This window comes from Maribellus mangrovi (genome assembly GCF_037646455.1).
Taxonomy (GTDB): domain Bacteria; phylum Bacteroidota; class Bacteroidia; order Bacteroidales; family Prolixibacteraceae; genus Draconibacterium; species Draconibacterium mangrovi_A.
In genome coordinates this window covers 18,671-41,729 of sequence record NZ_JBBIXN010000010.1, presented here as the reverse complement: position 1 = coordinate 41,729, position 23,059 = coordinate 18,671, and the positions used below count along the sequence as shown (strand labels likewise).

Here is a 23,059-nt window from a genome sequence, read left to right as displayed (position 1 = left end):
TATATTTGTAAAACGTAACAACTCAAAAAAATGACAAGCTTAAAAGTTGGAGACAAAGCTCCTGAATTTGAGGGAGTAAATCAGAATGGAGAAAAAATAAGCCTGAAAGATTACGCCGGAAAAAAATTGATCCTTTATTTTTACCCCAAGGACAATACACCCGGATGTACGGCCGAATCGTGTAACCTGAATGATAATTACGATGCGTGGCTGGAAAAAGGTTTTGAGGTTGTTGGAGTTAGTCCCGACAGTCAGAAGTCACATCAGAATTTTATTAGTAAATTTGGTTTTCGTTTCAATCTGATCTCAGACACTGAAAAAGAAATTCTGGAGGCTTACGGAGCCTGGGGATTAAAGAAAATGTACGGGAAAGAGTACATGGGAGTTTTGCGTAAAACTTTTGTGATCGACGAAAACGGAGTAATTCAGGAAATTTTTGACAAGGTAAAAACGAAAGATCATACCAACCAGATAATAGAAGCATTAAATTTATAAGCTAATCTTAAATGACCAAAGAAGAAAAAACCGAAATGAATAAGGAAAAGCTGAAAGCGCTTCAGCTTACAATGGATAAGATTGAAAAGAGCTATGGAAAAGGCTCGATAATGCGCATGGGCGACCACGGCGATGAAAACGTGCCGGCCATTTCTTCCGGATCCATTGCACTTGATGTGGCATTGGGAGTTGGAGGATATCCGAAAGGAAGAGTAGTTGAAATATATGGACCGGAGTCGTCGGGTAAAACCACTCTGGCCATTCACGCGATTGCCGAGGCTCAAAAAGCAGGAGGAATTGCCGCCATTATTGATGCCGAGCATGCTTTCGATCCTTATTACGCCAGGAAACTGGGAGTGAACATCGATGAGCTATTGATCTCGCAGCCCGACAACGGAGAGCAGGCACTGGAGATCGCCGATAACCTGATCCGTTCAGGAGCTTTGGACATTGTAGTGATCGACTCGGTGGCTGCATTAACGCCTAAAGCCGAACTGGAAGGTGAAATGGGTGATTCGAAAATGGGCTTACAGGCACGTCTGATGTCGCAGGCACTGCGTAAACTTACAGCCAACATCAACCGCACAAAAACATGCTGTGTTTTTATTAACCAGTTGCGTGAGAAAATCGGTGTAATGTTTGGTAATCCGGAAACCACAACTGGTGGTAATGCTTTAAAATTTTATTCTTCGGTTCGATTGGATATTCGTCGAATTGGTCAAATAAAAGATGGCGATGAAGTCAACGGAAATCATGTGCGGGTGAAAGTGGTGAAAAACAAAGTGGCACCGCCATTCCGCAAAGCCGAATTTGACATTATGTATGGCGAAGGAATCTCAAAATCAGGTGAGATCATCGATTTGGGAGTACAGTTCAATATCATTAAAAAGAGTGGATCGTGGTTTAGTTACGGCGAAACCAAACTCGGGCAGGGACGCGAAACCGTTCGCACGCTGATTGTTGATAATCCTGAGCTGGCTCACGAGCTGGAAACCAAAATTATTGAAGCCATTACAGAACCTCAAACGACCGTTTAAGCGAAAAATAATGACAGAATATACCGGATGAATTGGTTCTGTCGATTCATCCGGTTTTTTTATAAGCAATTTTGAATGGAGAATAAATCTCCGTAAAGCATTGGAAAAAAGAGAATAAAACTTAACTAAAGAAGTATTAAACGAATCCCTAATGTTCGGACAAGTTTAATAAGATACCATTTAAATAAACAATTTAATTGTATGAAAGTCTTGAAATTTGGTGGAACATCCGTAGGTTCTGCCGCAAACATTAAACGAGTGAAGCAGATCGTTCTTGCAGAAAAGGACGATGTGATTGTAGTAGTGTCCGCGCTGGGCGGAATAACCGATAAAATTCTAAATGCAGCAACCAATGCTGCAACGGGAACAGGCGACTTTCATACAGAACTTACGGAAATTAAAACAAAGCACGAGGAAACTCTTCAGGAGCTTTTTAACGGCTCAGGAAAAGTACAGGAACTGGTAAATAATTTGCTCGATGAGCTGGAGCAGATTCTTACAGGAATTACTCTGGTTGGGGAATTAACGGCTAAAACGCTTGACCGTATCGCCGGGATTGGCGAACGCGTTTCATCGCACATTGTAGCCCATTATCTTGGGGCCGATCGTAAAGATTCATCGGAATTTATCCGCACCAACAGTAATTTTGGCAGAGCTTCAGTTGACTTTAACGTTACCAATCAGAAAATTCGTGATGCATTTTCCGGCTTTAGAGGAAAAGCAGTTGTTCCGGGATTTATTTCAAAAAACAATAAGGGTGAATTTACTACACTTGGCCGTGGAGGATCTGACTTTACTGCCGCAATTATTGCTGCTGCCCTCGATGCCGAGATCCTGGAAATCTGGACCGATGTAAATGGGTTTATGACCGCTGATCCACGTGTGATCCGAAAAGCGTATACCATTCCTGAACTAACTTATTCTGAAGCAATGGAGCTTTCGCATTTCGGTGCAAAAGTAATTTATCCCCCTACCATTCTGCCGGTTTATCAAAAGGGAATTCCAATTCAGATTAAAAATACATTCGAGCCTGAAAACGCCGGAACAAAGATCATTAAAGGCGTTAAAAACGGACTCGACCGACCAATCAAAGGTATTTCATCCATTTCGGGCATCACCTTGTTAACGATTCAGGGAATTGGTATGGTAGGAGTAACCGGTATCTCGATGCGATTGTTTACGGCGCTGGCCAGTGTTAACGTCAATGTTATTCTTATCTCGCAGGCATCTTCCGAAAATTCAATAAGTATTGCAATCGAGGAGAAAGCGATTGAAGTGGCAGAAGCGGCGATCAGGGAAGAGTTTGAAAAGGAAATTAACAGCGGACAGGTCAATAAAATTGAGCTGGAAAGCGGAGTCTCAGTGGTTGCAATTGTTGGTGAGAACATGAAGCACACTACGGGTATTGCCGGAAAACTTTTTTCTACCATTGGTAAAAGCGGTGTAAATATAATCGCCATTGCGCAGGGTGCTTCGGAGTTGAATATTTCGTGGGTGGTGAAAAACGAGGAGCTGCGTAAAACACTGAATGTAGTTCACGAATCCTTCTTCCTGTCGGAGTTTTTGGAGATCAATGTTTTTCTGATGGGAATTGGAACGGTCGGTGGCAATTTATTGCAGCAATTGCAGCAGCAGCAGAATCGTTTGCTGAAAGAAAAACACCTGAGAGTAAAACTTACCGGCGTGGCCAATTCGAAGAAAATGGTTTTTCACCGCGATGGAATTGAAATTGAAAAATTTAGGGAGTTGCTTGAAAATTCAGACCATGTTTCGGGTTTACACGCTTTTGTTGACGAAATGGAAGCGATGAATATTTATAACTCCGTTTTTGTTGATTGTACGGCCTCGGAAGACGTTGCAGCACTTTACAAAAGGATTCTTGGTTCCAATATTTCAGTGGTGACAGCCAATAAAGTAGCGGCATCGTCGGAGTATTCAAACTACGCCGAACTGAAGAAAATTGCCAAGCAGAAAGGTGTGAAATTCTTATTCGAAACCAACGTTGGCGCCGGATTACCTATCATTAATACGCTTAACGATTTAGTGAATTCAGGCGATAAAATCTTAAAGATTGAGGCGGTTCTTTCGGGTACTTTAAATTATATATTCAATACCATTTCAGAAGATGTGCCATTCAGTAAGACCATTAAAATGGCAAAGGAAGAAGGGTATTCAGAACCCGATCCAAGAATTGATTTAAGTGGTGTTGATGTGGCCCGAAAAATACTGATCCTGGCGCGCGAGTCAGGTTACGTGCTTGAAATGGATGAGATTTTAATCGAGCGTTTTGTGCCCGATTCATTGTTCGATGGCACACTCGATGAATTCTGGTCGGGGATCAAATCGCTTGATACGGAATTTGAACAACGACGAAAAGTACTGGATGCTGAAAATAAAAAATGGCGTTTTGTAGCGCGTTTCGAAAACGGTAAAGCTTCGGCTGGTCTGGAAGAAGTGGATGCAACGCACCCGTTCTATGACCTGGAAGGAAGCAACAATTTGGTGATGTACACCACCGAACGTTACGACGAATTCCCGATGTTGATAAAAGGTTATGGCGCTGGTGCCTCGGTTACTGCGGCAGGTGTTTTTGCCGATCTAATCAAAGTGTCCAATATCTAATTACCAGAGTCTTTTAGGGCGATTAAAACAGCAACAACGATGAAGTATATAATAATATTAGGTGATGGTATGTCGGATGAGCCACTGGCAAAATACGGCAATAAAACACCACTGCAAATGGCCATTAAGCCACACATCGACTGGCTTGCAAAGCACGGGCAGTCGGGAATGCTAAAGACGGTTCCGGAGTCGATGCATCCGGGAAGTGAAATTGCAAACATGGCCGTTTTGGGCTACGACGTGGAACAAGTATTTGAAGGTAGGGGAGTAATCGAAGCTGCCAGTATGGGAGTTACGCTCGAACCGGGCGATCTTGGAATGCGCTGTAACTTGCTCACCATTGAAAACGAGAAATTAAAAAATCATTCCGGTGGTCATATTTCTTCAGAGGAAGCCGGAGAACTTATACGCTACCTCGATGAAAAACTGGGCAGCGATACCATAAAATTCTACCCCGGAGTTTCGTACCGGCACTTGCTGGTTATAAAAGGTGGAATAAAATATTTCGATTGTACGCCTCCACACGATGTCCCCGGTACTCCTTTCCGCGACGTTTTACCGAAAACGCGCACTGAAGAAGCAAAAGCCACTTGCAATTTGATTACCGATTTAATTATGAAATCGCAGGAATTATTGGCTGCACACCCAATTAATCTGAAACGAAAAGAGGAAGGAAAGGAACCGGCAAACAGCATTTGGCCTTGGTCGCCGGGTTATAAGCCGGCCATGCCAACATTAAAAGAAATGTTTGGCATTGAAAAATCAGCAGTTATCTCAGCTGTCGATCTGATTCAGGGAATAGGTGTTTTTGCCGGAATGGATGTGATAAAGGTGGATGGTGCTACCGGATTGTACGATACCAATTACGAAGGGAAAGCAAAAGCCGCAATCGAGGCTTTAAAAGATCACGATTTTGTTTACCTGCATATCGAAGCCAGTGATGAGGCCGGACATGAAGGCGATGTGGAGTTGAAGACAAGTACCATTGAATACCTCGACCGGCGGGTGGTGAAATACATTTTGGAAGAAACATCCAAAATGGAGGAGGATATCGCTCTGGCTATTTTACCCGATCATCCGACGCCCTGTGCATTAAAGACACATACCCGCGAGCCTGTTCCTTTTTCGATTTACAAGCCCGGAAATGAGGCCGACGGTGTGCAGGTTTACGACGAATTTGACCCGCGAAAAGGAGTACTTGGTTTGCTGAAAGGCGACGAGTTTATCCGTGAATTTTTGGGTAAAAGATAAAACCGGAACCTCACCCGATAGATTAAATTTATGATATATGTCATGTGTTTTAGACGGAGAAATCTCACCTTTTCTGTTTAATGGATACTTTTGAAAACGAATATGAAGTATTACAGTACTAATAAAAATACACCTGAAGTAACCTTGCAGGAAGCTGTCGTAAAAGGATTGGCTGCCGACAATGGTTTGTTCATGCCTGAACGGATTGAAAAGTTTGATCCCGAATTTTTTGAGAAGATCGATCAGCTTTCATTTCAGGAAATTGCTTACGAAGTGGCACTGCGTTTTTTTGGCGAAGATGTCGACCACGAACATCTAAAAGAGATAGTTTACGACACCCTTCAATTCGATTGCCCGGTGGTAAAGGTTACGGATTCTATTTATTCACTTGAACTGTTTCATGGGCCAACGCTGGCATTTAAAGATGTTGGTGCACGTTTTATGGCTAGGCTGCTCAATTATTTTCTGGAAGAAAAAGATCAGCAGGTCAATGTTCTGGTAGCCACATCGGGTGATACCGGAAGTGCAGTTGCAAATGGATTTTTGGGCGTTGAAGGGATTCATGTACATGTGCTTTACCCTAAAGGGAAGGTGAGTAAAATTCAGGAGGTACAGTTTACTACGCTCGGACAAAACATAACTGCTCTCGAGATTGAAGGTACTTTCGACGATTGTCAGCATCTGGTAAAAATGGCATTTCTCGATAAGGAACTTAACGAAAAAGTAATACTTACTTCAGCCAACTCAATCAATGTTGCACGCTTTTTACCCCAGGCATTCTATTATTTTAATGCTTACGCAAGGCTAAAAGAAGCCGGTGTTATCAACGGTAAAGAGCTCGTGGTTTCGGTGCCCAGCGGAAACTTTGGGAATCTGACCGCCGGATTGATCGCTGCTGAAATGGGACTTCCGATAAAACAGTTTATTGCCGCCAATAATGCCAACGATGTGGTTTTTGAATACCTCCAAACCGGAAAATACAATCCTAGACCATCGGTTGAAACCATTGCCAATGCCATGGATGTTGGGGCACCCAGTAATTTTGCCCGGATTTTGGATTTGTATGACCACTCGCACCAGCTAATTTCAGAAAAAATTAAAGGCTTCAGATATTTCGACGAAGAGATTCGAAAAGTCATTTATGAGGTTTATCAGCAAACAAATTACCTGTGTGATCCTCATGGCGCCTGTGGTTTTCAGTCTTTAACTGAGTTTCTTAAAGATGGGCAGATCGGAGTTTTTCTCGAAACGGCTCATCCGGCCAAATTCACTGAAACAGTGGAAGATGTAATTGGAAAAGGAAGAGTAAGGCTACCCAAAAAGCTGGCAGCTTTTATGACCGGAGAAAAACAATCGATTGAAATGGATTCTGCTTACGAGTCGTTTAGAAAATATTTGTTGAAATAACATGTATTTTTTTGAAAATGAACAAATAAGCACCCCTATGGTTTTTAAATTAGGATTAACAAAGGTACAATCTGTATCAAAATTGAAATAGTATATTACTTTTGTATAATCAGAGTTTATCAAAGATGAGCTCAAACTAAATGTTAACAAGATCAAAATATGAGACAACTAAAAATTACCAAGCAGGTAACTAACCGCGATACCCTCTCGCTGGATAAGTACCTGCATGAGATCGGGAAGGTAGAGTTGTTGTCGGCTGAGAAGGAAGTAGAACTGGCCAAACGCATTAAGAAAGGAGACCGCGAAGCACTTGAAACGCTGATCAAAGCGAATTTAAGATTTGTAGTTTCGGTTTCCAAACAATACCAAAATCAAGGTCTGAGTCTACCTGACCTGATCAACGAAGGCAACCTGGGGCTGATAAAAGCTGCTGAACGCTTTGATGAAACACGCGGCTTTAAATTTATATCCTATGCAGTATGGTGGATCCGCCAGTCGATTTTACAGGCGCTGGCCGAGCAGGCAAGAATTGTACGACTGCCTTTAAACAAGATCGGATCAATCAACAAAATCAACAAGGCATTTAATAAGCTCGAGCAGGAATTTCAGCGCGAACCAACTGTCGAAGAAATTGCCGAGATCATGGAATTGCGGCCTGACCTGGTAGAAGATTCCATGAATTCATCCAATGTACACGTTTCGATGGATGCTCCCCTTCGTGAAGAGGAGGCCAATAATATGTACGATGTGATGATGAACGAAGATTCTCTGAAACCCGATGAGGAGCTGATGGATAACTCTTTACGTCAGGAAATTGAGCGATCGTTAGCTACACTTGGCGACCGCGAAGCTGAAATCCTACGTTATTATTTTGGCTTGAAAGGTTATCAACAGCATACCCTGGAAGAAATTGGCGATGAGTTTGGCCTCACCAGGGAACGGGTGCGTCAGATCAAAGAAAAAGCAATTAAGAAATTGAAAAACCAATACCGTAACCGATTACTAAAATCGTACCTCGGAAAATAAATAAAAGCGAATGAAGCGATTGGTGGCACCCTCCATTCTATCGGCTGATTTTAACAACCTTGGCAACGACATTGAACTGATTAACCGAAGTGAAGCAGATTATATTCATTTCGATGTAATGGATGGTGTCTTCGTTCCAAATATTTCATTTGGTATTCCTGTACTTCAGCAGGTAAATAAAATAGCACTAAAACCGCTCGATGTTCATCTTATGATCGTTGATCCAGATCACCTTATTGAGCCCTTTGTAAAAGCCGGAGCCTCGATAATTACCGTGCATTATGAAGCCTGCAAACATCTGCACCGGACAATTCAGCACATTAAATCGTTTGGCACAAGGGCGAGTGTTTGTCTGAATCCGCATACTCCTGTTGAATTATTGCAGGATATTATTCATGAACTCGACATGGTTTTGCTGATGTCGGTAAATCCAGGATTTGGCGGGCAGGAATTCATTCATAACACCTATAAAAAAGTACGGCAACTACGAAAAATGATCGACGATATTGGTTCCGATTGTCTGATTGAAGTGGATGGCGGTGTTAATTACGAAACCGGGAAAAAACTTTTTGAAGCCGGAGCAAATGTGCTGGTAGCAGGAAGTTTTGTTTTTAAATCCAAGGATCCTGAAGCGATTATTTCAGGATTGAAGCAACTTTGATTTCTTTTCGATCTGAATACACTCCTCACTGTTTTGTTCGATAACAACACGCGGTAAATCACGGAGTTGGCATTCGGCAGAACATTCGCCGCAGTTATGAACATGATTGATCTTTTGTTCTCCCGATTCGGATTTTTTGGCTATTTTCTTTCGTCCAAATCGTTTCGCAAATTTCATTAATGTAACGGCTACTGCCGCACCAATGATCATGTATGTGATTATTTCCTGCAACATTATATAAAAAGATTTCCTACGTTATGAACAACAAAGGCTGCTAACCATGCTAAGCCTGTAGTGTAAAGTACGGAAAAAACTGCCCATTTCCACGAACCGGACTCATTTTTTATGGTGGCAACCACGCCAATACAGGGGAAATAAATCAGTATAAAAACAAGGAAAGCTAGGGCTGTTGGTGTCGTAAATATTTTTTCTCCTATTTTTTCACCCGACACAAATACCTCGTCTTTGAGTTTTTTCTGCAAACTAACCGTATTTTCATCGTTGTTGGTTTGGTAGAGTACACCCATGGTACTCACAACAATTTCTTTTGCAGGTAAGCCGGCAAGCAGCGCAATACTCATTTTCCAGTCAAATCCCAAGGGGCGCATCACCGGTTCAATAATACGTCCTGTTCTTCCCAGGTAGGAGTTGATCAGGCGGTCGGATTCACGGGCATGTTCTATTTCCGAAACTTGTTCGGTTTTTGCCTTCTCACTCAGTTGTTCGTTGTTTTCAACGCTTGCAATTTGTTCGCTGAAATGCTTCGATTGTTTTGTTTCCCGCGGAAAATATTCAAGTGCCCAGATAATGATCACACCCAAAAGAATGATCGTCCCGATTTTTTTCAGGTAATGCTGCGTTTTATCCCACATGTGATAGAGCACATTTCGCAATGTGGGTAAGCGGTAAGTGGGCAGTTCCATCACAAAAGGTGTCTCTTTGTTTTTAAACACGGTTTTATTCAGTATTTGCGCAGTGAGGAACGCGAAGATAATCCCAACGGCATAGATTCCAATCAGTATTAGCGCCTGGTATTTCATAAAGAAAGCAGAAATGATAAGTATGTACACAGGCAAGCGTGCACTGCACGACATAAAGGGAATAATGAGCATCGTCAATATCCGGTCACCCCGGTTGCGCATCGATCGTGTAGCTAATATGGCCGGGACATTACAACCAAATCCCATGATCATGGGAATAAACGATCGGCCATGAAGTCCGAAACGGTGCATGATCGTGTCCATAATAAAAGCTGCACGTGCCATGTATCCCGATCCTTCGAGGAGTGAAATAAAGAAAAAGAGAATGAGAATGTTGGGCAAAAATACCAGGACACTTCCTGTACCGCTGATAATTCCGTCGACCAGCAAATCGTTTAACATGCCGTCGGGAATTATCCTGTGCACCAGATCACCAAGGGCGGCTACCCCGGCATCTATCCAGTCCATGGGGTAAGCACCCACTTTAAAAGTGGTCCAAAACATCAGAAACAGCAGGGCTGTGAATATTGGAAAACCAAAGTATTTATGCGTCAGCACGCTGTCAATCTTCTCCGACCGTGTCTTTTTCCCTTCCTCCGGATTCGCGTAAGTTTCCTTTAACGCTCCTGAAATAAAACTGTATTTCGCATCGGTAACAACCGTTTCACTATCTTCATTCTGAAGCAACTCAATTTTCTTGATTTCCTTGTCTGTGATCTTCCGTATCTCATCGAAATTGGCATAATTCGATAGCAACTCAAAAATCTGCTTATCTTTCTCCAGTAGTTTTATCGCAATAAAGCGCGAGGAGATTTTATCCGTAATCGGCTTGAACTCCTTAACTTTCTGCCTAATAATTTTAATCGATTCTTCCAGATCTTTGCCATAGTTAATGTGAATATGCCTGGCAAATATGTCTTTTCCCTCAAAAACTTCAATGGCTTTATCTATTACAGCATCAATGCCTTTGCCTTTTGAACTGACGGTTGGTACCACCGGAATCCCAACAAGTTTGGCCAGCTCTCCCTGGTCGAGTTCCAGCTTTTTCTTTTGCATTTCGTCGAACATGTTCAGTGCGATTATGGTGCGCACATCCATGTCGATTAGCTGGGTGGTAAGAAATAAACTGCGTTCGAGATTTGTCGAATCAAGTACATTAATTATAATGTCCGGCGTTTGTTCGTATATGAATTTCCGGACATAAATTTCTTCGGTAGAATAAGCCGTAAGACTGTATGTTCCCGGTAAATCGTAGAAATTGAATTTATATCCTTTTGCCTTAAATGTGGCTTTGTGAATGTCAACTGTAACTCCGCTGTAGTTTCCCACTCGTTCTTTCGCGCCTGAAATGGCATTAAATATGGTGGTCTTTCCACAGTTCGGATTTCCGACAAGAGCGATATTTATGGTGCGGGTACGCTCCGAATGATCGGTTAGATCAATGTTTCGGTCGATGGTGCCTTCGAAATTATTAGAATAAATTTTGTACTCGTTTAACTGCACCACCTCAATCATTTCACATTCCGACTTGCGCAGTGAAACGTTGTAATTTAATATTTTAAATTCGGTGGGACCATTAAAAGGAGACTTCTTGATTACTCTGACTTCTTTCCCACGGATGAATCCCATTTCTGAAATTCTTTTGCGGAATGATCCGTGTCCTAATATTTTGGTAATTATAACAGGCTCGTTATGTGTGACCTCGCTTAATTTCACTTCTTCCCTTCGTCTCTTTCTTTTTGATTTAATTTAAATAAAAATAAGCCCACAAATATATTCAATTTTCAGTCATTAAAAATAAAATTGAAATCTTCTTTACATAGTAAGGACAAGTGGTTATTTTTGTTCAAAGATAGATGGAGTATGGAGGAAGATAAATATTACCAGAACATACAAAAAGCACTGGAAGATTTACCTGACAACTTCAGCATTTTGGAAGAGCGGATTGACATTGAGGTTCAGATGAAATATTTTGAATACACGAAAGAAGCCGCGCGACAGGAAAATGCCGAAGACAGTTTCGAAAAAAGGGAAGAGCTTTTTGATGATTCGGTGGATGAGGAGAGAAAGAAAGAGATTTTAACGGCTATTGCGGTTTACGACGATGTGAAGGCATATCGTATGCTGGAGAAGTTTGTAAAAGAATCGGAAGGTTTGTTAAAGCAGTGGGGAATACTGGCGCTTCAGGAAAGCAGGATGCTGATGCAGAGTTCGTTACTCGATGAACAGCAGGTGTTTATTTCGACCGGCTTAGGTGGAAAAGGGAAAAAACTGAGGTATTTTGTAGTATTTCTTAGCGAAGACCAGGAAGAGCTACTAAGCGATACGCAGCAGAAGTTATTAAAAGATGAGCTTATTTTTGAGTTAAAAAAGCACGAAGGCATTTTTGAATCGATGGATTTTATGGAAGGCTTTTCTTCGACCTTGATTATGTTGCCGTTGAATGTTGAGGTAAAATCGGTTTTTCAGAATGTAATAAACGAGTGTAACCAATATGGTGGATTTTTGCAGGAAGATTTGATCATCACCAACGTGAAAGTGTTGTCGCGGGGCGAGATCATTCAATTGATCCACCAGAAAAAAAGTGAAAAGAATGACGAACTGGACGACGAATAAGATAAATGTAGCTATTCAGGTTTTACCGGAAGGCGAAGGAAAAATTAAATATACTTTGGTTGATGAGGCGATACTTGCCATCGAAAAGTCGGGATTCAGATACAAAGTCTGTCCGTTTGAAACGGTGGTGGAATGCACCTACGAAGAGCTGCCGGGATTGCTGAAAAACATCCATGAAGCCTGTGAAAATGCAGGAACCGAGCGAATGCTGACCAACATGAAAATACAAGTGAATTTTTCGGGCGATGTTACCATCGGGGACAAAATGGAAAAGTATTCCTAAATTGAAGTAAATTTTATCGGTTTTTTACAAATAAGTTTTATATTTGCACCGCTTTTAAAGCAAACACGATCCGGACCTGTAGCTTAATTGGATAGAGCACCTGACTACGGATCAGGAGGTTAGGGGTTCGAGTCCCTTCAGGTTCACTTAAAAATCAGAGAGTTGTAAGATTTAATTCTTGCGACTCTTTTTTTGTTTGCACAAAATTTGCACAAATATCATTGTTTCCTTACGACTTTGAATTTTCATGGACCATCGTAATATTGCCAATTTATTTAATAAATATTTGAGGAGATATAATTAGTTGTTTTTCCTTTACTTTAGTACCCCAGCTTAGTGTGTATGGTAGAAGTATCAAAAAAAGTTTTAAGGATATTTTTTATCCTTCTGATTATCTCATCGTCACAGAAATGTTTAGGACAAAACCGGAAAATAAGCGGAAAAGTTCTTGATTCTAAGAGTTTTGAGGAGATTCCTTATGTTAATATCTCAGTTGTCGGCACTCTGCTTGGAACAATGTCGGACATTACAGGGGAATTTACATTGTCTGTTCCGGTAAATTCAAAATATACAGTTGGATTTTCCTGTCTGGGGTACCAATCCCAGGAAGTTGCCATTTATTCCGACACTACTTTTACTGTTTTGCTTAAACCTACTTCGGTTGAGGTCAAAGAGATTACAATAACACCCGACGAAACGGCTTATTCAATTATAAAAAAAGTAGTCAGGAACAAACCTATTTATGCCCTTGAAAATTGTACCAGTCAGGAATATGAGCTTTATACAAAGGGTTTGGTTATTTTCAGAAAGTTCAATTATAAAAAAGATTCATCGCTAAATACACGCCTCTTCAAAAAGGAATTTGAACAATTTGCAGTGGTTTCGGAAGATGATAATGTTCCAGGAATTCCGGGATATATGATTGAAAGTCTCTCAAAAGTATATACTTTGAAGTTCCCAGAAAGGGAACGGCGCGATATGCTATCGTTAAATATCGAGGGAACAATTTTTAACCAGACAGAAATGCTGGATGAGTTGATTAATAATCAACTACAAATAAATCTTTATAACAATCAGGTTCAATTATTTAATAGAACATTCATTAGTCCGCTGGCAAATTCAGGCAAAATGTTTTATAAATATGCCTTATCCGACACTGTTCTTGTTGCAGGTGAACGGTGTCTAGAAATTCATTTTTTCCCAAAACAAAAAGAGAACCTGTGTTTTTCAGGCACACTCTGGATAAGCGAATCTACTTTTATTCCCAAAAGAATTAGTGCGCATACTTCCATTAAAACCGATATAAATTTTATTGAAAACATTCATATATATCAGGATTTTGAACAAATCAATAACATAAGTGTACCAACTGAATTGAGAATCGGGATTACGGCACTTAACCTTTTAGTTAATGTGTTGAGTGTAAAAGATAAATATATCCTATCGGAACCCAAACCAACCTCCTTCTATACCGAAAAATTAACCTCTGATCGGCTCAAAACAAATAAATTTAGTTTGGAGGAAAAAAGACAAAAATACTTTTCCGATTTCGATAACCTGGCTTTAACCAACCTTAACGACCTTTCGAACAATACGAAGATAAAGGCCTTTTCTAAATTAATAGAAATGTCGATTACCGGTTATTATAAAACCAGTAATTTTGATATTGGCCCATGGATACTGGGATACTCGCACAATCCTATTGAAGGAAACCGGTTTCGGTTGGGGGGAAATACCACTGCAAATCTAAGCCCCAGGTTTAACATCGACGGCTATATGGCTTATGGAATTAAAGATGACAAGCTAAAAGGCTCTATTAATACTCAGTTCTTTTTTGATAAAAACCGATGGGGACTTGTTGGCTTCAGGTATGGAAGCGACCTGGTGAATATCGGCACACAAAATCCGTTTGAGCAGTTGGATGCTTTTTTTGCTCTTACTTCTGCCATAAAAGGCGGTTTGTATGTTAATCATGTTAACTTGAAATCAGTTTATGAGCAAATAGATGTTTTTCAAAGATTTACAATAAAGGCATCTTTTACAGTATCTGATTATAAACCTGCAGGCGATGATTTTGTGTTTGCCTTTTATGCAGATGATGCGAAAACGGAAATTGCTACAGATTATCGTTCGACGGAAATTAAGGGGAGTTTGCTGTTTCATCCCGGGAACAATTATGTTGTCGATGGAAACCGACGTTTTTTAACCAGCAATAATTCATTTCCTTTAGTAGAATTATCATTCACAAAAGGGATAAAAAATTTGTTCGGTGGAAACTTCGGCTACCATAAGATTAATCTGTCTTTAAAACAGAAGATTTTAACCTCCGGATTTGGTTATTTCAACTACCTAACCAGTTACGAGCAAACATTTGGACAAGCAGTTTATCCGTTATTGAATGTACTTGAGGGGAATGAATCTACCTGGCGCTCTTCTTCTGCATTCAATCTTGTTGACAACGGTACTATCGTTGCTGACCAACTTCTTTTAGCCCGTGCCGAGTGGCATTTCGATGGCAGTATCGCTCGTAAGATTCCTTTAATTAAATTTTTAAATATTCGCCTGCTGACTGGGGTAAACATAGCTGTGGGAAGATTTAATGAAAGTAGAAATGGTCATTACGATGCAGACAACAATCCCGGTGGAATCTTATCTTTTACCAATCCTTCGGGCCTTCCAACAAGTGCATTTCAGCCTCTGCGAAAAGGTCAGCCCTATTCTGAGATGTATTGGGGAATAGAAAATATTTTCAAAATATTTAGGCTGGATTTCATTTATCGTGCGAATTCTTATTATAAAGATTATTCATCAGAGTTTGGATTGAAAATTAGTGGAAGGTTTGGATTTTAAATTATCTGAAACAGATTTTACAACTACATACCGGAAGTAAGTGATACAACAAAACAAATTGTCTAATTATTTTATTTTCACTATTTTGAATATAAAAAATTAACTTTATAACAACTAAATTAAAACCAAAAGACAACGAAAGCCTGTATTTAATAATTTGAATGGTACATGCTTCGGTAACATTTTATTTATGAAATGCTTCAATCGTAGGTTTTACTTCATATTTCTTGTTTTTATTTCTCTTGTCCCGATAAATGTCATGGCCTTAAGAAATATGCCTACTTTGCAACATTTCGATAAAGTGAATATTCATGATAAAGATACTGTTGAAGATAATTCAGTAAAAAAAGTATCAAAATTTGACGAAATAAATAAAAAGGCTGAAGAGCTTTTTAAAATTATTCCGGTACCAATAATTTCCTATTCCCAGGAAGCCGGGAATGTGTTCGGTCTGACAAAATTCAATGCCTTTCGGATAGATAAAAACGATACCTTATCTGATTACTCAAAAATATCAGAAGTTTTTACCTTCTCAACTAAAGGCCATATCAACGCCTCGATATCGACTAATCTTAATTTTTCGGAGAATAAGTGGATGGTAATGGGCTATGTTAATTACAAAAAGAGGCCCGAATACATATTAGGTATTGGTAATGATGTTAAGAAGGAAGATGCTGAGTTAATTACTATCGATCGGGTTAAGTTTTTCAACATTGTACTTCGAAACATTACCTCCCATTTTTATCTGGGCACAGGAGTAGATCTTAATAACACTTTCAAGGTTGAAAAAGATTCCACCAGTTTTCTTATTAAAAACAATATCACAGGGAAAGATGGTGGATTTACACTTGGATTGGGACTCACTGCTGCTTGGGATAGCAGAGATAATAAATACAATGCTCACACCGGAACATATGCACTACTTGGCTATCTATATTATCCGAAAGTGACTGATGTAACCACTGAATTTCATACCTTTCAATTCGATCTTAGGCATTTCTTTGTTCCATGGAAGAAACATGTTATTGCAATGCAACTGGCCACAAACTATTCTTCCGGCGATGTGCCGTTTTATGAGTTGTCGAAGTTGGGTGGAGAGGAGCGTATGCGTGGTTATTATGAAGGAGCTTTGCGCGATAAGGTTTTGTTGGACGGACAGATTGAATATCGGATGCCTGTTTGGAAAATATTCGGAATAGTAGGATGGGTAGGTTGTGGAAGAGTTGCCGATAAATACAGCAACCTTTCATTAGATGGCTTTCGCCCAAGTTATGGATTGGGGCTTCGCATTAAAGTGGATAGTGCCAGTGATATCAATATGAGATTGGATTTTGGAAAAGGAATAAAAGGTGTTAGTGGATTCTATATTAATTTTGCTGAAGCTTTTTAAAAATAGATTGCTGAATTTTAGTGGGATTCGTGTCCGATCAGTAAAATATGTTTGTTATTGATTTATAAATACTTTCATTTCACTGGAAGCAATTAGGCGGCCATTTTTATTAAATACTTCACATTTCACTATTTCAACGTTCATCACTGTATTCGTTCTTGTTACAACAGTGGTTATTGTAGTTAAAAGTAAAGGCAATTCATTGATCGCTACCTTTTGAATAGCACCTATGTAGCCTATTTTTATATCCTTTGCAGCCTGCCTGTATTCATATCCTACTCCTGCAGCAGCTGTTTGGGCCATGTTTTCAATTAAACCTTCAGCAGCAAAAACCTTATCCCGGGCAAAATAGTGGTCGGGCGATAAATAAAATTTTGATTTAAAACACTGCTTATCAAATTCGATAAGTTTATCGACTAAAATAAATGGTGCCCGTTGAGGAATAAGTTCTTCTATTTTATATGCTTTCAATTTATTTTTTCTTTATTTCAAATAAGGTGTGGCTAACTCCGATATTATCGTACTCGTTAACCACTTTTAAATTTGCCTTTTCAATTAATTTTGTCATATCCGAAGAATGGTACATTTGACTGTTCCCATTTGCCATATTGGTAAAATACAATGAAATAGCATGCAAACTGTAAGTTGATGCTTTATATTTTTGACGATCCCAGTAAGTTTCCAGAATATACAATGACCCCGTTTCATCCAGGGCATCGTGTGCACGTTGTAGCAGAGATAAAATCTCATCTTTTGAAAAACAATCCAGAAACTGGCTCATCCAAATAATGTTGTACGCTTTTGGGAAGGATACAGAAAGATTAAGCAAATCTGCTTTTAGGGTTTTTATCCTGTCAGAAAGCCCGGCCTTGGCTATATTCTTTTCGGCCACGGCGATTTGTCCGGGTAAATCCATAATTGTTATCTGGTTGTTCGAATTATAATTTGCGCATTTTATTGCAAACTTACCGGTATTCCCACCAATATCAAGAATTTTATTTGTATCATTTCTGAATAGTATTTCCATCACTTCTGTAAAAGCTACATCAGAATAGTAATGATCAAAATCGAACCAGCTTTTTTTTACATCCTCAGGCAATTCAGACAGTCCTTCGTAAATACTCTGCCAGTTTCCAAAAACCTCTAATCCTGCTGGCCTTCCCTCTTTTATTGAATCGGAGAGGTAGAAAGATCCACGATAGTTCACATCATGTGTAAAATCCATATTGACTCGTGTCAGCTCATCGCTTTCAATAAAATAACCGGTTTTTGTTAATTTGTAAATATCATTTTCAACATAAACTAATTCCATGCTTAAACCGGCCTCTAAAAGAACTTTGGCTCCGTAAACAGAAATGCCAATTGCATTTGCAACAGTTTGCAAGTCAGCACCCTTTTTATTTTTCAGGAGATAATTTAATATGCCAAGATCTCTCAAGGTTTTTGCAGCCTGAAACATCATAGGCGCAAACGCAATCTTTTGTGCATCGAGTTTAGCTTTTACAGCCTTTTTATTGTCGTTCCCGTAATTTAACATAGCTTATTATTCCCAGAATTTATAAAAATTATACCACTGTTCTGGATATTTTAATACAATTCGTTCAAGATTTTTTATATATTCTTCAATCAGAAAATCAATTCGCTCATTTATATTATTTGCAGGTACCCGGGAGGTATTATATATGGGTTCCGATGCATAAAAATGATAATGTTTCCTCGATTCTTTAGTTGCAAAAGTAAAAATAACTGGTTTTTTAAACTTTACAGATAGATAAAAGGGGCCAATCGGAAATTTAGCTTTCCGTCCCAAAAAATTATATTCCGAAGTTTTTGAACCATCGATAAACCTGTCGCCAAGTAAAATAACAAATTCATTCTTGTCGAGGGCACTTTTTATTTCAAATAAATAGTTGAAATCATCGCCAACATCAATGATGTTCATTTTTCTCAGCACTTCCGACTTTTCGAGGACATCTTTAATCTCAGCTCTTTCATTCCTTTTCATTATGATGTTGGTCCTGACATTGATACGGTCCATTAATTGTCCCGCAATTTCCCAGTTCCCAACATGAGCACCAACAATTATCGCTCCCTGTCCCTCTTGAGCAAGTTTTTGAAGGTATTTTTCACCTTCAAAGTCAAAAGAAAGTGAGGAACTGGCCCCAGATAGAAATGCCGTTTTATCCAATAACGAAATCCCAAAAGAGTTGAAATTTCGATAAGCGTACAATTGTGATTTCCAGTAATTAAACTGGTGTATTTCCTGAAAGTAATGAAGAATGTGTGCTTTTTCTTTCTTCGAAAAAAGAAAGAAATAGAATGCGACAAAATGTAATAAAAAATATGAAATTCCCAATCCTGTTTTTTGGATCAGGAGGATGAATATTTTGTATCCCAAAGGAGTACCTTTAGATTTACCTTTCCACTCCGTCATTTGGCACCTTTCCCATTTGTGCTTCAATGTACGCGTATAAATCAGAGAGCAATTGAATGTTTAGTAAATCCTCATTATTTACTTTAATACCAAATTCCTTTTCAACAACAATAACAATATCCACGAAATCTAAACTTTCAATGGCCAAGTCATCTTTTAAGTGTGCATCGGACACCAGTTTATCAGCATCAATTTCGAACTCTTCCGATAAAAACTCATTAACCTTTTCGATAATTTTTTCTCTATTCATTTAGTGAATTTTGCGGTAAATATAAGTGATAAAAATAGTATTTCAAACCCTTGATAGAACTTATGGGATTAGTATATTTGCACTTATCTGACGCTTATCAAAAAGCGAACTACAGGTACGCTCAAATCAGAAAAATGAATAGTGAAAATATTGTACACGAAAATAATTTTGTAGAAATAGACAGGAAACTAACTGTTGATGATGTAGATAAAATACTAAAGTTAAAGAAGCAAGTAAAAGTAGGAGAATTTAGCCGGGAAAAAGTTCTTTCTTCATTCGAAATACTTAAGGAATTTGTAAAGACTAATGTAATTTACGGTGTAAATACAGGTTTGGGACCAATGGCTCAATATCATTTATCTGCTGATGACAGAGTCAATTTGCAGTACAATCTTATCAGAAGTCATGCTTCAGGCGCTGGTGAAATGTTATCGCCGGAATGCGTTAAAGCAATAATGATAACGCGTTTGAAGAACCTTAGTCTTGGTTATTCTGGGATACATCCTGATTTATTAGATATTTTAGAAAGCCTTATAAGTGAAGATATTACGCCGTACATGACAGAACATGGAGGCGTAGGTGCAAGTGGAGATTTGGTTCAGTTAGCACACCTTGCACTTGTTTTAATTGGTGAGGGGGAGGTCTATTATAAGGGGCAATTAAGACCTACATCCGAAGTCTTTACGCTTAAAAATATTAATCCAATAAAAATGCACATTCGTGAAGGATTGGCTTTAATGAATGGCACTTCAGTGATGACGGGAGTAGGGATAATAAATTTGCTGGAATCTAAAAGATTATTTAACTGGTCCTTGTTAGCCTCGGCAATGCTAAATGAGTTGGTACAATCGTTTGACGACCATTTTTCGCCAGAACTAAACCGCGTAAAAAAGCACGAAGGCCAACAATTGGTCGCTTCGGTATTGAGGGAGATTACTAAAACGAGTTGTCTTATTCAACAGCGTGAATTTTATGATGTAAATGCTCCCAAATCTGAAAAATTCAGCAAAAAATTTCAGGAATACTATTCTTTACGGTGCCTGCCTCAAATTTTAGGACCAATTTGGGATACGATTAAAAATGCGGAGACTGTAGTTGAGAATGAACTTAATTCAGTAAGCGACAATCCAATTGTTGATTTTGAATCACGTCAAATATTTCATGGAGGAAATTTCCACGGCGATTACATTTCGCTTGAAATGGATAAGCTAAAAATAACAATAACCAAGTTATCGATGCTGCTGGAAAGGCAACTGAATTTTTTATTGAACGATAAATTAAACGGAATTTTACCGCCGTTTGTTAATTTTGGAATACTGGGATTAAACTTAGGAATGCAGGGTGCGCAATTTACTGCAACCTCTACTGTTGCCGAAAATCAAACGCTATCGAATCCGATGTATATTCACAGCATCCCTAACAACAACGATAATCAAGACATTGTAAGCATGGGAGCCAATTCGGCGTTTTTAGCAAAAAAAGTTATCGGGAATACAACACAAGTGTTGGCCATCCATCTGTTAACTTTGGTACAGGCAATCGATTACCTGAAGTATGAAGATAAATTATCAGAAATGGGCAGGAAAACATTTCATCAGATCAGGGAATTGGTACCCGTTATTATTGAAGACCGAATTATTTATAAAGAGATCAATGCAGTTAAAGATTTTATTGAAAACAATTCACCTGATTTACTTAACTAATACAGAATGATTAATGCACTTATAACCGGAGCTTCGAGAGGAATTGGAAAGGCCGTGGCGCTAAAATTAGCGGCCATGGGATTTCATGTAATTGTGAATTATAACAGCAATAAAGACAAAGCACAGGAAGTAGTTGAAAGTATTTTAAATTCAGGAGGTTCTGCCGAAGCATTAAGATTTAATGTGGCAAATGCTGATGAAGTAAACAAAGTGCTCGATGCCTGGAAAAAAGCCAATGCAGAAAAAACAATACAGATTTTAGTGAACAATGCTGGTATAACCAATGATAGCCTGATGGTATTTATGGATAATGAAAATTGGGAAAATGTTATAAATACAAATCTTAATGGGTTCTTTCACGTTACTTCCCAACTTCTGAAAGAAATGGTGCTTTCAAAATATGGCCGGATTATAAATATTGTTTCTTTATCGGGATTAAAAGGCACACCCGGGCAAACCAATTATTCGGCATCAAAAGGAGGAATAATTGCAGCAACAAAAGCATTGGCACAGGAACTGGCGAAAAAGAAAATAACTGTAAATGCCGTAGCTCCCGGTTTTATCAAAAGTGATATGACTGTTGGACTGCCGGAATCGGAACTGAAGAAAATGATTCCTGCCAATCGTTTTGGCACCCCTGAGGAAGTGGCAGAGTTAGTCGGTTTTTTAGCTTCAGAAAATTCATCATATATTACAGGAGAGGTGATTAACATCAACGGAGGGTTATACAGTTAATAAAGTATTGTTTTTACTATGAATAGAAGAGTTGTAATCACAGGAATGGGGATTTATTCAGTTTTAGGTAAAAACCTGGAACAAGTAAATGAATCGCTGAAACAGGGAAAATCAGGAATTGGTATCGATAAAGACCGTATTGATTTAGGATTTATTTCTCCGCTGACAGGAATTCTTGAACGACCGGATTTAAAAGGCATATTGTCGCGCCGCCAAAGGGTTGGATTACCGGAACAAGGTGAATATGCGTACATGTCAACAATAGAAGCCTTGAAAAATGCCCAAATGGATGAGCAGTTTTTAGATAATAACGAGGTTGGAATTCTTTTCGGTAACGACAGTTCTGCAGTTCCGGTGATAGAAGCTGTAGATAAGATAAGAGAAAAAAGGGATACGATGTTGGTTGGTTCCGGGTCTATTTTTCAATCGATGAACTCAACGGTAACAATGAATTTATCGGTGATTCTTAAACTTCGGGGGATAAATTTTACAATTAGTGGTGCCTGTGCAAGCGGGTCTCATGCTATTGGCATGGGGTATTTACTTATAAAACAGGGACTCCAGAACGCGGTAATTTGTGGTGGGGCCCAGGAAGTAAACGCCTATTCCATGGGAAGTTTTGATGGAATCAGAGCTTTCTCAACACGGATTGATGAGCCAGCCAAAGCGTGCCGCCCATTTGATAAAGACCGGGATGGGATTGTCCCTTCAGGTGGGGCTGCAAGCGTAATTCTTGAAGACTATGAAAATGCTGTTAAAAGAGGAGCTCCGATTTTAGGAGAACTTATCGGTTATGGTTTTTCTTCGAATGGTGACCATATTTCTGTACCAAATGTTGATGGGCCAAAACGTTCAATAGAAAGAGCATTAATGGATGCAGGGCTTCAATCAAAAGAAATAGATTATGTAAATGCCCATGCTACTGCAACACCGGTTGGCGATTTGAACGAAGCCCAGGCTTTGGCACACTTCTTCGAAGCAACAAACACGCCCGTTAGTTCAACCAAATCGATGACAGGCCATGAAATGTGGATGGGCGGAGCCAGTGAAATTATTTACTCGATGTTAATGGCTCAAAATTCATTTATTGCACCTAATATTAACTTTGAAAACCCGGATGAATATTCGGCAAAACTGAATATTATCAACAAAACACAGGAAAAGGAGATAAATACTGTTTTAAGCAACTCTTTCGGATTTGGAGGGACCAATTCTACTTTGATATTCAAAAAATTACAGAAAGTATAATAATGACACAACAAACGGGATCAAATGAATATCTTGTTTCCTTCCAATCGTAACGCTTTAAAATTATAGCA

The 23,059-nt window shown here is 39.2% G+C and carries 20 protein-coding genes and 1 tRNA gene; 15 read left to right on the top strand and 6 right to left on the bottom strand.

Annotation, left to right across the window (positions count from 1 at the left end):
• Nucleotides 1-30: 30 nt before the first annotated feature.
• From bcp to rpe, 7 genes are all read left to right on the top strand, one after another.
• The gene (bcp, locus tag WFY05_RS21900) at nt 31-495 is read left to right on the top strand and encodes a thioredoxin-dependent thiol peroxidase (protein WP_340115082.1); all 465 of its coding nucleotides are present in this window, start codon (nt 31-33) and stop codon (nt 493-495) included.
• Nucleotides 496-506: 11 nt separating this feature from the next.
• Nucleotides 507-1,532, top strand: a complete 1,026-nt coding sequence (gene recA, locus WFY05_RS21895; RefSeq protein WP_340115081.1) for a recombinase RecA — start codon at nt 507-509, stop codon at nt 1,530-1,532.
• A gap of 201 nt (nt 1,533-1,733) precedes the next feature.
• Nucleotides 1,734-4,154 (top strand): bifunctional aspartate kinase/homoserine dehydrogenase I, encoded by a 2,421-nt coding sequence (thrA, locus tag WFY05_RS21890; RefSeq protein WP_340115080.1) that lies wholly within the window; start codon nt 1,734-1,736, stop codon nt 4,152-4,154.
• A 39-nt stretch (nt 4,155-4,193) separates the two neighbouring features.
• Nucleotides 4,194-5,405, top strand: coding sequence for a cofactor-independent phosphoglycerate mutase (locus WFY05_RS21885; protein WP_340115079.1), 1,212 nt, complete (start codon nt 4,194-4,196; stop codon nt 5,403-5,405).
• 102 nt (nt 5,406-5,507) lie between these two features.
• Nucleotides 5,508-6,812: a threonine synthase gene (gene thrC / locus WFY05_RS21880; RefSeq protein WP_340115078.1), complete on the top strand. Its 1,305-nt coding sequence runs from the start codon at nt 5,508-5,510 to the stop codon at nt 6,810-6,812.
• A 159-nt stretch (nt 6,813-6,971) separates the two neighbouring features.
• Complete coding sequence (locus WFY05_RS21875; protein ID WP_340115077.1) at nt 6,972-7,838, top strand: sigma-70 family RNA polymerase sigma factor; 867 nt, start codon at nt 6,972-6,974, stop codon at nt 7,836-7,838.
• A gap of 10 nt (nt 7,839-7,848) precedes the next feature.
• Nucleotides 7,849-8,499 (top strand): ribulose-phosphate 3-epimerase, encoded by a 651-nt coding sequence (gene rpe, locus WFY05_RS21870; RefSeq protein WP_340115076.1) that lies wholly within the window; start codon nt 7,849-7,851, stop codon nt 8,497-8,499.
• Here the strand turns inward: rpe and WFY05_RS21865 are convergent.
• Entirely contained in the window at nt 8,479-8,733 is a 255-nt protein-coding gene (locus WFY05_RS21865; RefSeq protein WP_340115075.1) for a hypothetical protein, read from the bottom strand. The genes rpe and WFY05_RS21865 overlap by 21 nt on opposite strands.
• A complete protein-coding gene (gene feoB / locus WFY05_RS21860; protein WP_340115074.1) occupies nt 8,733-11,195 on the bottom strand; it encodes a ferrous iron transport protein B in 2,463 nt (820 codons plus the stop codon). The genes WFY05_RS21865 and feoB overlap by 1 nt, the downstream gene beginning before the upstream one ends.
• Before the next feature lie 147 nt (nt 11,196-11,342).
• Here feoB and WFY05_RS21855 point away from each other — a divergent pair, with 147 nt between their 5' ends.
• The 5 genes from WFY05_RS21855 to WFY05_RS21835 all read left to right on the top strand — a co-directional run bounded on the left by WFY05_RS21855 (nt 11,343) and on the right by WFY05_RS21835 (nt 16,618).
• A complete protein-coding gene (locus WFY05_RS21855) occupies nt 11,343-12,095 on the top strand; it encodes a hypothetical protein (protein WP_340115073.1) in 753 nt (250 codons plus the stop codon).
• Nucleotides 12,073-12,378, top strand: coding sequence for a thiamine-binding protein (locus tag WFY05_RS21850; protein ID WP_340115072.1), 306 nt, complete (start codon nt 12,073-12,075; stop codon nt 12,376-12,378). Before WFY05_RS21855 ends, WFY05_RS21850 begins: the two co-directional genes overlap by 23 nt.
• Before the next feature lie 72 nt (nt 12,379-12,450).
• Nucleotides 12,451-12,524 (top strand) — tRNA-Arg (locus tag WFY05_RS21845).
• A gap of 196 nt (nt 12,525-12,720) precedes the next feature.
• Entirely contained in the window at nt 12,721-15,228 is a 2,508-nt protein-coding gene (locus tag WFY05_RS21840) for a DUF5686 and carboxypeptidase-like regulatory domain-containing protein (protein ID WP_340115071.1), read from the top strand.
• A gap of 259 nt (nt 15,229-15,487) precedes the next feature.
• Nucleotides 15,488-16,618 carry a BamA/TamA family outer membrane protein gene (locus WFY05_RS21835; protein WP_340115070.1) on the top strand — a complete coding sequence of 377 codons (1,131 nt, stop codon included), beginning with the start codon at nt 15,488-15,490 and terminating at the stop codon, nt 16,616-16,618.
• A gap of 54 nt (nt 16,619-16,672) precedes the next feature.
• Here the strand turns inward: WFY05_RS21835 and WFY05_RS21830 are convergent, their stop codons facing one another.
• The 4 genes from WFY05_RS21830 to WFY05_RS21815 are packed head-to-tail and all read right to left on the bottom strand — an operon-like array spanning nt 16,673 to nt 19,302.
• Nucleotides 16,673-17,089 carry a hotdog family protein gene (locus WFY05_RS21830; protein ID WP_340115069.1) on the bottom strand — a complete coding sequence of 139 codons (417 nt, stop codon included), beginning with the start codon at nt 17,087-17,089 and terminating at the stop codon, nt 16,673-16,675.
• 1 nt (nt 17,090) lies between these two features.
• Nucleotides 17,091-18,155 (bottom strand): class I SAM-dependent methyltransferase, encoded by a 1,065-nt coding sequence (locus WFY05_RS21825; RefSeq protein WP_340115068.1) that lies wholly within the window; start codon nt 18,153-18,155, stop codon nt 17,091-17,093.
• Nucleotides 18,156-18,161: 6 nt separating this feature from the next.
• Nucleotides 18,162-19,052: a lysophospholipid acyltransferase family protein gene (locus tag WFY05_RS21820; RefSeq protein WP_340115067.1), complete on the bottom strand. Its 891-nt coding sequence runs from the start codon at nt 19,050-19,052 to the stop codon at nt 18,162-18,164.
• Nucleotides 19,033-19,302, bottom strand: coding sequence for an acyl carrier protein (locus WFY05_RS21815; protein WP_340115066.1), 270 nt, complete (start codon nt 19,300-19,302; stop codon nt 19,033-19,035). The genes WFY05_RS21820 and WFY05_RS21815 overlap by 20 nt, the downstream gene beginning before the upstream one ends.
• Before the next feature lie 62 nt (nt 19,303-19,364).
• On the opposite strand from WFY05_RS21815, the gene flxA reads away from it, so the two are divergent.
• The 3 genes from flxA to WFY05_RS21800 are packed head-to-tail and all read left to right on the top strand — an operon-like array spanning nt 19,365 to nt 22,988.
• Nucleotides 19,365-21,005 (top strand): flexirubin biosynthesis tyrosine ammonia-lyase FlxA, encoded by a 1,641-nt coding sequence (flxA, locus tag WFY05_RS21810; RefSeq protein ID WP_340115065.1) that lies wholly within the window; start codon nt 19,365-19,367, stop codon nt 21,003-21,005.
• Between the two features lie 6 nt (nt 21,006-21,011).
• On the top strand, nt 21,012-21,740 hold the full coding sequence (gene flxB, locus WFY05_RS21805) for a flexirubin biosynthesis SDR family reductase FlxB (RefSeq protein WP_340115064.1): 729 nt from the start codon (nt 21,012-21,014) through the stop codon (nt 21,738-21,740).
• 18 nt (nt 21,741-21,758) lie between these two features.
• Nucleotides 21,759-22,988, top strand: a complete 1,230-nt coding sequence (locus tag WFY05_RS21800) for a beta-ketoacyl-[acyl-carrier-protein] synthase family protein (protein WP_340115063.1) — start codon at nt 21,759-21,761, stop codon at nt 22,986-22,988.
• Nucleotides 22,989-23,059: the final 71 nt, after the last annotated feature.